Below are 13440 nucleotides of genomic sequence, written 5' to 3' on the forward strand. Positions count from 1 at the left end.
GGAAGGAAGATGGCGGCGAAGTACATCACCATAGCGCGGGAAATTAAGAAACGCATTATTACCCAGCAGTACGCCGCCAATGAACCGCTGCCGGACCAGTTCGCGCTGGCGGCGGAGTTCAGCACCAGCCGGATGACCATTCAGCAGGCGATGCGCCAGCTGATCGTTGAAGGGCTGGTCTATACCCGACAGGGGCAGGGCACGTTCATCCGCAAAAATTTCCTCCAGCTTTCCCAGTGGGATCTCTCCGGCAGCGACTACTTCGGGGCGACCAAAACCTGGGAACATTTAGGCACGGTGACGAGCCAGGTGGTGCACTTCGAACTGCGCTTCCCGAACGAGAAAGAGCAGGCATCGCTGATGATAAATCCGGATACGCCGATCTATGACTTTATCCGTCTGCGTTTACTAAACGGTGAGCCGATGTCTCTGGACGCCACGGTAATGCCGCTCAATCTGGTCCCCGGTCTGAACAAAACCCATCTTGAAAGTTCGGTATTCCGGTATGTGCAGGAGACGCTGGGGCTGAAGATCATGGGATCGTATCGGGTGGTGCGGGCGCTGAAGCCCAGTGCGCTGGATATGCAGCACCTTGTCTGCGAGCCAACCGACCCGGTGCTGGAGGTAGAGCAGGTGATCTATCTGGAAGATGGTACGCCGCTGGAGTACGCCCATTGTCACTATCGCTATGACCATGGCGGTATCGTTATCGTGAATAACGGATAAAAAAAAGCGGACTTCAAGGTCCGCTTTTTTAATTATCACGATTAGTTTAAACGCACCGGCATACCGGAACGGTTCTGAATCGCCTGGTCAACGATGGTCGTGTCAACATCCGCCTGAGAGGTAACGGATTGCACCGCGCTGGTCAGCTTAATCGGTACGATTTCGTTGTTGTTGATCTGATCTTCGCTGGTGGACAGCGGGTTATGCACTTCAATGTAACGGCTGCCGTCCGGCTCTGACGTCGCTTTCACCGGTTCGTTAATGAACTGCACGCGCGTACCAACCGGCACGTTATCGAACAGGAATTTGATGTCTTCATTACGCAGACGCACGCAGCCGTGGCTTACGCGCAGGCCGATACCGAAGTTGGCGTTTGTACCGTGGATGGCATACAGACGACCAATGTACAGCGCGTACAGACCCATCGGGTTATCCGGGCCGGCAGGCACAACGGCTGGCAGCGGTTCACCGGCAGCAATGTACTCAGCGTGCATTTTGGCGGTCGGCGTCCAGGTTGGGCCCGCTTTCTTACGCTCCACTTTGGTGGTCCAGTTCAGCGGGGTGTCTTTACCCAGCTGACCGATACCGATAGGCAGAACGATCACGGTGTTGGTGCCTTTCGGGTAGTAATACAGACGCATTTCGGCGCTGTTAATTACGATACCTTCGTGCACGGTATCCGGCAGGATCAGCTGCTGTGGAATGTTGAGTACGGTACCCGCTTTCGGCAGATACGGGTCAACGCCCGGGTTCGCTTCCAGCATGTTAGACAGGCCGAGCTGATACTGCGCCGCGAAGTATTCCAGCGGCTGAGTGTTACCTTCCGGCACCGTCACCACCTGGTTTTCACCCACCAGACGGCTTCCGTCTGTCGGCAGGGGATACGTCACCGCAGACGCGGTCTTACAAAAACCTACTACGGCTAACGCCGCCGCAAAAAGCGTTGTTAATTTCATGTTCATGTTATGCGAGGTATCTAAGCCATTCTGGCGATGAGTTGATAAGTCTGAATCAGTAATGGGAGCGCATTATATGTGCATTCCCGTTAACTGGGAATTCAGATGTGTACGAAATCACATTTTTTTCGATTTTGTTAAAGTTTAGTGGATTACCGCAACACGGGATCTCAATTCGGAATTGTGGCATAATGCCGCGTTTATCACACTTTTCGCAGGAATCTCTCCGTGTTAGTTACCAGCAACGTCACTATGCAGTTTGGCAGTAAGCCGCTGTTCGAAAATATTTCCGTCAAATTTGGCGGCGGCAACCGTTACGGCCTGATTGGTGCCAACGGTAGCGGAAAATCCACCTTTATGAAGATCCTCGGCGGTGACCTGGAGCCAACGCTCGGTAACGTGTCGCTCGACCCTAACGAGCGCATCGGTAAGCTGCGTCAGGATCAGTTCGCCTTCGAAGAGTTCACCGTGCTCGACACCGTGATCATGGGGCATGCGGAGCTGTGGGAAGTGAAGCAGGAGCGCGATCGTATATACGGTCTCGCTGAGATGAGCGAAGAAGACGGTTACAAAGTGGCCGACCTGGAAACGCAATACGGCGAAATGGACGGCTACTCTGCGGAAGCGCGTGCGGGCGAACTGCTGCTGGGCGTCGGCATTCCTGTTGAACAGCATTATGGTCCGATGAGCGAAGTTGCGCCAGGCTGGAAGCTACGTGTGCTGCTGGCGCAGGCGCTGTTCTCTAACCCGGACATCCTGCTGCTCGACGAACCAACGAACAACCTGGACATCGACACCATCCGCTGGCTGGAGCAGACGCTGAACGATCGCGACAGCACCATGATCATCATTTCGCACGACCGTCATTTCCTGAACATGGTGTGTACCCACATGGCGGATCTGGACTACGGCGAGCTGCGCGTTTATCCGGGCAACTACGATGAGTACATGACGGCGGCAACCCAGGCACGTGAACGTCTGCTGGCCGACAACGCCAAGAAGAAAGCGCAGATTGCGGACCTGCAATCCTTCGTCAGCCGCTTCAGCGCCAACGCCTCTAAGTCGCGTCAGGCGACCTCGCGTGCGCGTCAGATCGACAAAATCAAGCTGGAAGAGGTTAAAGCCTCCAGCCGTCAGAACCCGTTCATCCGCTTCGAGCAGGACAAGAAGCTGTTCCGTAACGCGCTGGAAGTGGAAGCCCTCACCAAAGGCTTCGATGAAGGCCCGCTGTTCAAAAACTTCAACCTGCTGCTGGAAGTGGGCGAGAAGATTGCCATCCTCGGCGCCAACGGCGTGGGTAAATCCACTATGCTGAAAACCCTGGTGGGTGAACTGCAACCGGACAACGGAACCGTGAAATGGTCTGAAAACGCGCAGATTGGTTACTACGCGCAGGACCATGAATATGAATTCGAAAACGATCTGACTGTCTTCGACTGGATGAGCCAGTGGAAGCAGGAAGGCGACGATGAGCAGGCGGTACGCAGCATTCTGGGGCGTCTGCTGTTCAGCCAGGACGACATCAAAAAGCCCGCCAAAGTGCTCTCCGGTGGTGAAAAGGGCCGTATGTTGTTCGGCAAGCTGATGATGGAAAAACCGAATATTCTGGTGATGGACGAACCGACTAACCACCTGGATATGGAATCGATCGAATCCCTGAACATGGCGCTGGAGATGTATCAGGGCACCCTGATCTTCGTCTCTCACGACCGTGAGTTCGTCAGCTCGCTGGCGACCCGCGTGATCGAAATTACGCCAGAGCGCGTGGTGGACTTCACCGGTAACTACGAAGATTACCTGCGCAGTAAAGGTATCGAGAGTTAAAAAATAGCCGGGTGGCGGCTTCGCCTTACCCGGCCTACATTTTATCCCCTCTCCCTGTGGGAGAGGGTTAGGGTGAGGGCTACAGGCCGCACTACACCACCCACTCGCCCCCTTCAACTCCATTCACCCGCAGCGTACGTTTTTCCCCCGCCGGTAATGATACCTTCAGCGCCTTCCATGCCGGACGATAGTCGCCGCGAGCGTTCACCTTCAGGTTGATGGTTGCGCCATCGCACACCATTTCCCATTCCACCCACAGCGCATTGCCGTTCAGGTAGCCCCAGCTTTCACCGTCGTCTTCAAACAGCAGCCCCGAGGTTGTGCCGACGCCTTTCACCGGGAACAGCTTCAGCTCACGGGTATCGTCTTTATCGGCGCTCACGTGACGGATGCGCTCGCTGAGCGGCAGACCGGCCCCGGCGCGCACCAGCAGCGGCAGTTTTTCCAGCGGCGCATCAAGGACGATCGCTTGCCCGCCCGCATACCACGCGTGGGTGTAAAAATCGTACCAGCCGGTTTCGTTATCCGGCAGCCAGACGCGGCGCTCGCGCTGCCCGGCTTCGACGACGCTGGCAACCAGCAGGTCGCGGCCCAGCAGGAAGTCGTCGCATTCTTTGAAGGTTTGCGCATCGTGCTCGTGGTCGAGGAAGGTCGGGCGCAGCATCGGTTCGTCGTCGGCGTGCGCCTGCCAGAGCAGGGTGTAAAGATACGGCAGCAGGCGGTAGCGCAGCTCAATCGCGCCGCGGATGGCAGGCGTGACGCCCGGATACATCCACGGCTCGTTCACCGTGTGGTCATCGTTCCACGAGTGAATGGTAAAGCGCGGGTGCATCACGCCGTTCTGCACCCAGCGCACGAACAGCTCGGCGTCCGGCTTGTCGCCGGAGAAACCGCCGACGTCGTGCCCGACGTTGAACAGCCCGGACAGGCTCATGCCCAGCCCCATACGGATGTTATAACGCAGGGTGTCCCAGTTGGTGCGGTTGTCGCCGCTCCAGGTCTGGACGTAGCGCTGCATCCCGGCGCAGCCGGAGCGGGAGATCAGATACGGACGCTTTTCCGGCGCAAAGCGCTGCTGCGCTTCCAGCGAGGCGCGCATCATCAGCAGCGGCATCACCGGGCGAATATGCTTGATGGCTATCTCCTTGCCGAAGCCATAGCAGCGCGCTTCCCCGTCCCACACTTCATACTCGTTGTTGTCGTTCCAGGTGGAGTCGATGCCCATCTCCAGCAGCTGCGTGGTCACGCCGTTCTGCCACCACTGCACCGTCTGCGGGTTGGTGAAGTCGAGATGCGATCCTTCGTCATCCCAGAAGCTGGAACGTTCAGGCGCATCGGTTTCTGAATCGCGAATGAACAGGCCACGTTCCGCCACTTCGCCGTAGCGGGGATGATCCTGCAACAGACACGGCTTGATGTTGGCCGCAAGCCGCAGCCCCGCGTCGTGGAACGCCTGGCTCATCACCTTTGGCTGCGGCACTTTGTCGTAGTTCCAGTTAAAAACGTAGCGCTTGCCGTTAATCGAGGTATAGCCGGAGGAGAGCTGGAACGAGTCGCACGGAATGGCATGCTCCTCGCACAGGCGAATGAAGTTCATCAGCTGATTCTGCGCGTCCGGCGCGTCGGTGTAGTGCATGGTTGAGCCGCTGTAGCCCAGGCTCCATTTCGGTCCGAACAGCGTTTTTCCGGTCAGGCGAACAAAGGCTTTAGTGACGTCCAGCACGCGCTTGCCGGTAAAGATGTAGTAATCGATATCGCCCGCTTCCGCCTGCCAGCGGCGGTAGGCGGTGTGATAGTTGTCGATCTCGTTACCCAGATCCAGCCAGCAGCTGCTCAGGTTATCGTAGAACAGACCGTAGCTCACGTCATCGCGACGGGTGAGGGTGAACGGGATGTGCTTGTACAGCGGATCGGTGCTGGCCGCGTTATAGCCCATCGCATCCAGGTTACGCATCTCGTAGCGTTTGCCGTTGCGCTGTAAATCGCCCGCTTTCTCACCCAGACCGTAAAAACGTTCATCCTTACGGCGGCTGAGATAGTGCGCCACGCCGTCACCGTGGGCGTTCAGCAGGTAGGCGCTGGTCGGGCGGTCATTGACCAGCGGCTGCCACTCGCCCGCGTCATTGCGGTAGTGCCACTCCAGCCACAGCGGCTGGTGGACGGTGACGCGCAGCTGCTCGGTTGCCACGGTTAACGTATCGTCCTGCTGCGTAAGCGTCCAGGCCGGGCAGGTAAATCCGCTCAGATCGTCACGACGGCGACCTTCCCACGGCACGTCTTTTTCCGGTGCGATGCTCCAGGTGCGGTCCAGCGCCAGCTCGCCCTTGCGTTTGATCAGCACGCGGAACAGGTTCTCTTCCAGCACATACAGGCACAGGCGGTGCTGGCTATCGACCAGCAGTTCCAGATGGTTTGCCGACTGCGTATCAAGGGTCCAGTTTTTCAGGGTTTTCATATGCAATACATCCACAATCAGGCGCGCTTGGCGCGACGTTCAGCAATAAATGCTACCAGGAAGAAAGCGCCAATCAGGTCAAAGAACCCCATGGCGATAAAGAGCGGGTTGAAGCCGATTTTGTCGGCGGTCACCCCGATTAACAGCGAGAACAGGAAGCTGGCGATCCACGCCGCCGAGCCGCGCATGCCGTTGACGGTCGCCATTTGGCCCTTATCGAAGGACTCCACCACCAGCGCGCTCAGCATGCAGGAGATAATCTGGTGCCCGAAGCCGCCGATGGAGATCAGCACGATGGTGATATACGGGTCGCGGGTTACGGCGACGACCGCCAGTGAAATCATCAGAAACGCGCCTGTGACGGAGCTGGCCACCACCGAGTTCACGCGGGAGCAGCCGAACAGGCGGGTATACAGACGCGTCAGGTAGCCGCTCGCCACGCTGCCGAGGTCGGCGGCGAGGAACGGCAGCCAGGCAAACATCGCAATCTGCTTCAGGTCCATGCCGTGCTCTTTGGCGAGGTACAGCGGCACCCAGAAGCTCAGCACCGCCCAGGCGGGTTCTGCCATAAAGGCCGGAATGGCGATACCGTAGAAACGTTTGTTTTTTGAAACGGTTTTCAGCGCGGTCAGGAAGGGCAATTTGACCGGCGCTGGTTCGTTATCCTGCTTGATAAACGCCAGCTCGTCCTTGCTCAGGTTCGGGTGCTGCTCGGGGTTGTGGTAGAACGCCCACCAGAGGATCACCCACAGCAGCGCCAGCACGCCGGTAAACATGAACGCCCCCTGCCAGCCGAACGAGGCGTGAGCAAAGTAGATGATAGGCGGAGCCAGCATCGCGCCGATGGAGAAGCCCACGCCCGCCCAGCCAGCAGCAACGGGACGCTCTGATTTCGGGAACCATTCACCGATGGTTTTGGCGTTCGCCGGGGTGGCGGCGGCCTCTGAAGCCCCCATAAAGAAGCGCAGTATGGCCAGGTGCAGCCAGCTTCCGGCGCCCGCGTGGAAAATACACATCAGCGCCCAGATCCCGGCGCAGACCATAAAGCCAATCTTCAGGCCAATGACGTCAATCAGCCAGCCGCACAGGGGCTGGAAAATGGTATAGGCGATCTGAAACGCGCCGACGATCCAGGAGTATTGCTCGGTGGTGATCCCGAGGCTCTCTTTCAGCTCCGGAGCGAGAATACCTAAGGAATTTCGGGTGATGTAGTTAACGGTGACGCCCAGCAAAAACAGCACCAGCACGTACCAGCGCAGGTTCTTGATGACGCGACGGGTTTTGCTTGTCGCAATGGTGTTATTGATGTCCTGACTCATTTTACTCTCCACAAGACGGACGGTAAGGGGACGGAGGTTCAGGTGTCACACAGATTGTTATGCCTTTGATTTCAATCCGCTTATAATGCTTAAGTTGCTATACAACTAGTATGGAAGCTGTGTGACAAGTTCACCTTAAGGAAGAAAATGAGTGGGCAAAAGTGGATTTTGTGCAAAATTTCTCATAACCGACGAAAACACTCTGGCATGATGGCATTCACGTCAGTTATTGCCTGACACACACGCTATGAAAATTTTTTCATTTCGCAAATGGAGCCAGATCACAAAATGGACAAAAGGCTAAAAATCACCGAAATCGCGGCCCGTACGCAGCTCTCCATCAGCACCGTTTCGCGGGTGCTGGCGGGGAAAGCGAATACCAGCGAAAAAGCGCGTGCAAAGGTGCTGGCGTGCGCGCGCGAGCTGGGGGTAATGAACGGCATGGCGGCAGGGCGTCTGCTGCTTAACAGCCTGGTGGTTTTTGCCCCGCAGCGCGCCTTCGACGAGCGGTCAGACATCTTTTACTACCGCGTGATCCAGAGCGTAAGCAAAGCACTTGCCTCCCACGAGGTCCGGTTGCGCTACTGCGCGCTGGAGGAGAACGACAGCGACGCCCAGCTGTTTCTGACGCGGATGAACGAGCCGGATACCCAGGCGGCCATTCTTCTCGGTATTGACGATCCGCATATCCACGATCTGGCTGTGGACGTGGGCAAACCCTGCATGCTGATTAACTGCCGCGACCGGCACATGCGTCTGCCTGCCGTTGCGCCGGATCACCGCGCCATCGGCGAGCGGGCGGCGGAGTACCTGTTCGAGATGGGACACCGCGAGGTGATGAACGTGCTGTGCCTGCGTCGCTACACGATGGAGCTGCGCCTGTCGGGGATCCGCGACGCGTGGCAGTCCCACAACCTGGCGTTCAACGACAAGCGCGATCTGCTGGTGGTGCCGAGCTTCAGCGCCAGAGAGACGGAGCAGCTGGTGAGCGATTGGCTAAATCAGCAGCAGGGAAAAGACATGCCGACGGCTTTCCTGGTTGGCGGCGACTTTATGGCGGCGGGCACCATCAGCGCATTACAAAACCACGGCCTGCGCGTGCCGCAGGACGTCTCGGTGATGAGCATCGACGGCTTTAACCTGGCGGCGATACAGGATGTTCCATTAACGGCCGTGCATGTTCCCCGCGATGAGCTGGGAACGGAAGCGGTACACATGCTCCAGCAGCGGCTCATGCGCCCGGACGCGCCGGTGGGCACATTGCTGCTGAACGGCACGCTGGCCGTGCGGGAATCGGTACGGCGGATACGTCAGGGGAAACGACGCACCGCCGTGGAGCGGGAAGGGCTGTACGACAGCTAGACCATGCCCAGCGCGCGTTTGCCGTGGATGTTGAGATCGTTCACGGTAAAGCGGTCCTGCCAGGTTTTTTCATAATCCTCGCGCGGGAAGTCTCCCGGCGACGCGCCGGTCTCCAGCGCTTCCTTGACCTTCTTCGCATAGGCGAGGTTCTTCTCGCACATCGGTGCGGCGGGGATATACATCACGTTGCCCCAGCCCTGCTGATTATCCACCGGCGCGACGGAGTGGATCACATCGCAGTGCCACCACACCGAATCACCCGCCTCCAGCGCAGGAATGCTGGTCAGCGCCTCGATAAGCAGCGGGTGCCACTTCTCGGAAACCGGCAGCACGCGCCCCGGCGCCACGCCGCACAGCTCGTCCTCCGGCACGTCGTCCAGCAGCGGACGCAGCAGAATATAGGCCATTGCTTCCGGGATCGGCACCACGTGCAGCAGCCCCTGACCGGGGATCATGTCCGACAGCGCCGTCCAGCCCTGGAAGGTGCGGAACACCGAGCATTTGGTGGTGTTATCGACGGTATACTCTTCCACTTCGGTACGATGCGCGGCGTTCCACGGATCGTATTTCTCAACGTTGCCGTCAAACACGCGGGCAAAGACCTGCTGATAAGCGGGCAGCAGCCAGCGCTCCAGCGCGCCAGAATCAGTGTGTGCGCCAAGTCCCTTCGAGGTGGTTCCCGGCGGACGGCGGCGAATACGATCCGGGTAAATCACGCTCACGTCCGGGTCGAACCACTGCTTGCCGTTGCTCTCGAACGTCCATAAGCGGTTCAGGAACGACTGCACCTGCGCCATTTCTTCGCTCTGGCGCGCCTGCATTTGCGCCTGCGACCAGTAGATCGGGTAAATCTCCGGACGGGAGGCGGTCAGGGTGCCGAAGAAGTTATCGCCTGGCCCTTTGTACACCTCATCAAACTTGTTCAGATCGAGGTAGTCAAGCATCGACTGATCCCACGCCAGCGCCTGCTCGCGCGGGAAGTGACCTTTAATCACCGCGCAGCCGCGGCGCTTAACGGCCTCGCGCTGTGCGTCGGTAATCGTGCCGTTTTTCACATCGTTAAACGGGATCACCGGCCAGACGGATTCACCTTTATTTTTAAGGGCGTTAATTTCCGCCACGCGGGTGGCAATGCTGTCGCTGAGCTTGTCGAACACCGCCTGCACGTCGCCGATCTGCGCGCGTAATTCACGTTTCAACTCACGGATTGCCGCTTTGTGATCCGCCGGCAAGGTTTCACTGGTAAAGGTCATAACTGCCTCGCATCTTTCATTCGAAAGTAAAAGTATCTACAAGCGATACTTTAAGTTAAAAATAAGTTAATGCAAGTTTAAAAACTTGACGTGCGCCACAGGACGGGAAAATGAGTGAGGGTGCCGGAGCAGGGCTCCGGCGAGAAGAGGATCAGGCGTCGAACGGGGAGTGCGCGTCGAGCACGGCCTGAATGACGTTCAGCGCGCCGTGATGGTTGTTGTCATCGGTGCTGTAGCGGCTGATTTCTTTGATGCTCTCTGCCGCGTTACCCATCGCAAAGGAATATTTCACCAGCTTCAGCATCTCGGCATCGTTGCCGCTGTCGCCAATGGCCACGCACTCTTGCGGAAAGATTTTCCAGCGCTTCAGCAGGCGGCTGATGCCGTTGGCTTTGTGCAGGCCGGGGATAATTAAATCGACAAAGCCAAAGCCGCTGGTGACCGGCTTCATGATGCCGTCCAGGGAGACGTGGAGTTTATCCACCAGATTAGGAATATCGCTGTCCGGCAGGTTCAGGGAGAACTTAAACAGCACGTCGTCAATGTCGCGGTAATCGCTGATGCGCTTTAAGCGGTGGTAGTGCTTTGACATTAGCGCCACGAACGCGTCCGGCGCTTTATCGCTGACGTAGGCGCTCTCCAGCCCGCAGGCCACGAAGTTCAGCCCTTTGTCTTTCAGCAGTTCGCCAATCACGATCTGCGACTCATGGCGGGTCAGTTCGCCGTGGAAAATCTGTTCGCCGTGATCGAAGACCAGCGCGCCGTTTTCCGCCACGAAGGAGATTTGATCCTTCAGTTCCGGGAAAAACGAGATGAGCTGGTAATACTGGTTGCCGCTGGCGACAACAAATTCAATGTTGCGGGCTTTAAGCTGTTTAAACTGTGCCTGGAAGCGGTCACGATCGTACTGCTTGGCATCATCAAGGAAAGTTCCGTCCATATCGGTGACGATAACTTTTACGGTCATACTGTGCTCCTGGGTCACTGCGTTTTGAAACATTCTAATAACAAGGTGACGGGGAGCACAAATTTAATTTCATTCGAAAGTAAAAGCAAAACGGCAACCGAGGTTGCCGTTTTTAGTGTTTTCTCCCTCTCCCTCAAGGGAGAGGGGATACACTATTACAGCGTATGCTCAGTACGGGCGATAATATCGTCCTGCGCATCCGGCGACAGGGCGGTGAAGAACGCCGAGTAGCCCGCGACGCGCACTACCAGGTCGCGGTACTGGTCCGGGTGTTTCTTCGCTTCCAGCAGCGTTTCGCGCGAGACGATGTTGTACTGAATATGCCAGCCCTTATGCACCTCGAAGAAGGTGCGCAGCAGCACCATCAGCTTCTGGCGATCGATGTCGTTTTCCAGCGTCGACGGGTTCAGCTTCTGGTTAAGCAGCACGCCGCCAAGAATCGCTTCCGTCGGCAGTTTACCCACGGAGCCAATCACCGCCGTCGGCCCGAGGTGGTCGGTACCGGAAGCCGGGCTGGCCCCTTCCGCCAGAGGGGTATGCGCCTTACGCCCGTCCGGCGTCGCCATGGTCGCTGCGCCAAACGGCACGTTTGCTGAGATAGACGACGTGCCCGCGTAGTAGTTACCCCCAATCGGGCCGCGGCCGTAGCGTGGGTTGTGATACTGCTTCAGCTCTTCAATGTAGGTTTCGTAGGCGCGGGTCAGCAGCAGGTCCACGCTGTCGTCGTCGTTGCCGTACTTCGGCGCGCCGTTGATCAGGCGCTGGCGCAGCTGCTCGTGGGTTAGCCCCTCGAAGTCATCCGCCAGCTGTTGCTGACCGATAACACCCTGGTCAAACACCAGCTTCTTCACCGCCGCCAGGCTGTTGCCGAGGTTGGCGATCCCCACCTGTAGGCCGGAAACCCAGTCATACTTCGCGCCGCCTTGCTTAATGCTTTTCGCGCGCTCGATGCAGTCGTCAACCAGCGCCGAGCAGAGAATATCGTGGACGTTCTCTTCCAGCATAGTGTCCACCACGTATTCAATTTCGATGGATTTGCGGGTGTAGTAGCGGATCTGGGTGTCCCACGCCGCCATCACCTCCTCGAAGTTATCGAAGTTACCGGCAGAGAGGGCTTTCTCCTGCGGCAGGAACACCTTGCCGCTGGTGGCGTCGCGGCCGCCTTCCAGCGCGGCCAGCATCACGCGGGCGAAGTTGATAAAGCTCATACCGGTGCAGCGGTAGCCCCATTTGCCGCCCACCGCGGTTTCGATACAGCCAATGGCCGCGTAGTCGTAGGCGTCGTCGCGTTCAACGCCGAGCTTGATGAATTCCGGAATGACGATTTCATCGTTGTTGAACGCCGGCATCCCGAAGCCGCAGCGGATCACCTGCACGCAGGCGTCGAGGAAGTCGTTGCTCATGCCCGCGTGGTAGCGCACGCTCAGGTTAGGCTGGGTGGATCGCAGGCGACCGCAGGATTCCAGAATCGCGTAGGAGAGCGGGTTCACCGCGTCCATAGGCTCACCGTTAACCAGCTTCTGGCCGCCGATGGTGACGTTCTGGTACAGCGGGCTACCTGCGGAAGCTTTAGAGTGCGAGCCGGAGCGGATTTTGTTCACCTCCAGCAGCTTCAGCCAGCAGCTGTGCAGCAGCTCGATGGCGTGCTCGCGATCCAGGCTCTGGTCCAGCTCCACGTCGCGGCGATAGTACGGGTAAAGGTACTGGTCCATACGGGCGAAGGAAACGGAGTGACCGTTGGACTCAATTTGCAGGATTAGCTGAATGAAGTAGCACAGCTGTAGCGCCTGCCAGAAGGTTTTTGGCGGCTCGTGAGCAATCACGTCGCAGTTTTCCGCCATTGCCAGCAGCTCGTCGCGGCGGCTTTCGCGGGTTTCGCTGGAGGCCATCTCGCGCGCCAGATCGGCGAAGCGTTTGATGTGCAGGCTGACGGCTTCCAGCACAATATCAATGGCTTTCAGGAACTGATCGCCGTGCAGGTCTTCCAGCACCGTCAGGTTGATGCGTGAGCGGCGCTCGGCCACTTTGGCGCGCAGGCCGTCGAGACCTTTCTCCAGCACCAGCGGGAAGTTCACCGCCAGGTGCGCGTCGCCGGAGGTCATGTTGCCTTCGGCTTTGATGATGCCGGTTTCCAGCAGGCCTTTCTGCTCGTCGGTGAACATGCCGTAGCAGCGATCCTGCACCGTCTGGCCGCGCCACCACGGGCAGATCGCATGCAGCACGCGCTTGTTCTCTTCGCTCACCGCAAAGCCCGCGCCCGGACGGTCCGCCAGATCGTCAATCTCTTTCTCAATCCAGGAGACGGTATATTCCGGGAAGATCGGCGCGGCGCGCACTTCGCTGGCCTGGTTACCGATGATCAGCTCGTCGTGCTTGATCCAGATGGTACGCTTGGCCAGGTGATGCGCCAGCGCCAGGGCGCGGCGCACCGGGATCGGCTTGTCCAGATGCTGCTGATACATTTCGGTATAGTGCTGCGCGCGTTCGGTACAGACCGGCGGCTTAACGATATGCACCAGAGCCGTTTTGTGCGCCTTGATGCGCTCGCTGAGGGTGTTGAGATTCAGGGTGGTCATAA

At 58.1% G+C, this 13440-nt stretch carries 9 protein-coding genes; 3 read left to right on the forward strand and 6 right to left on the reverse strand.

Going from position 1 to position 13440, the window contains the following annotated elements; all coding sequences use genetic code 11:
* Window positions 1–9 precede the first annotated feature (9 nt).
* On the forward strand, window positions 10–726 hold the full coding sequence (locus RY075_RS07375) for a GntR family transcriptional regulator (RefSeq protein WP_015571043.1): 717 nt from the start codon (window positions 10–12) through the stop codon (window positions 724–726).
* 41 nt (window positions 727–767) lie between these two features.
* Here the strand turns inward: RY075_RS07375 and ldtB are convergent, their stop codons facing one another.
* Window positions 768–1688, reverse strand: coding sequence for a L,D-transpeptidase (gene ldtB, locus RY075_RS07380; RefSeq protein WP_003858435.1), 921 nt, complete (start codon window positions 1686–1688; stop codon window positions 768–770).
* 222 nt (window positions 1689–1910) lie between these two features.
* Here ldtB and RY075_RS07385 point away from each other — a divergent pair, with 222 nt between their 5' ends.
* Window positions 1911–3506 (forward strand): ABC-F family ATPase, encoded by a 1596-nt coding sequence (locus RY075_RS07385; protein ID WP_003858434.1) that lies wholly within the window; start codon window positions 1911–1913, stop codon window positions 3504–3506.
* Window positions 3507–3597: 91 nt separating this feature from the next.
* Here the strand turns inward: RY075_RS07385 and RY075_RS07390 are convergent, their stop codons facing one another.
* Both RY075_RS07390 and RY075_RS07395 read right to left on the reverse strand, forming a co-directional pair.
* Entirely contained in the window at window positions 3598–5961 is a 2364-nt protein-coding gene (locus RY075_RS07390; RefSeq protein WP_232967358.1) for a glycoside hydrolase family 31 protein, read from the reverse strand.
* Between the two features lie 17 nt (window positions 5962–5978).
* On the reverse strand, window positions 5979–7280 hold the full coding sequence (locus RY075_RS07395; protein WP_023324367.1) for an MFS transporter: 1302 nt from the start codon (window positions 7278–7280) through the stop codon (window positions 5979–5981).
* 288 nt (window positions 7281–7568) lie between these two features.
* Between RY075_RS07395 and RY075_RS07400 the strand changes: the two genes are divergently transcribed.
* Complete coding sequence (locus tag RY075_RS07400) at window positions 7569–8642, forward strand: LacI family DNA-binding transcriptional regulator (RefSeq protein WP_232967359.1); 1074 nt, start codon at window positions 7569–7571, stop codon at window positions 8640–8642.
* Here the strand turns inward: RY075_RS07400 and RY075_RS07405 are convergent.
* From RY075_RS07405 to RY075_RS07415, 3 genes are all read right to left on the reverse strand, one after another.
* Window positions 8639–9895, reverse strand: a complete 1257-nt coding sequence (locus tag RY075_RS07405; protein WP_023315695.1) for a DUF1479 domain-containing protein — start codon at window positions 9893–9895, stop codon at window positions 8639–8641. The two genes, RY075_RS07400 and RY075_RS07405, sit on opposite strands and share 4 nt — an antisense overlap.
* Window positions 9896–10046: 151 nt before the next feature.
* On the reverse strand, window positions 10047–10862 hold the full coding sequence (locus tag RY075_RS07410) for a Cof-type HAD-IIB family hydrolase (protein ID WP_232967361.1): 816 nt from the start codon (window positions 10860–10862) through the stop codon (window positions 10047–10049).
* Window positions 10863–11017: 155 nt separating this feature from the next.
* Window positions 11018–13438: a formate C-acetyltransferase/glycerol dehydratase family glycyl radical enzyme gene (locus RY075_RS07415; protein ID WP_338628366.1), complete on the reverse strand. Its 2421-nt coding sequence runs from the start codon at window positions 13436–13438 to the stop codon at window positions 11018–11020.
* Window positions 13439–13440 lie beyond the last annotated feature (2 nt).

Origin of the sequence: Enterobacter sp. JJBC, from assembly GCF_036936505.1 — a bacterium.
Classification (GTDB): Bacteria; Pseudomonadota; Gammaproteobacteria; order Enterobacterales; family Enterobacteriaceae; genus Enterobacter; species Enterobacter hormaechei_C.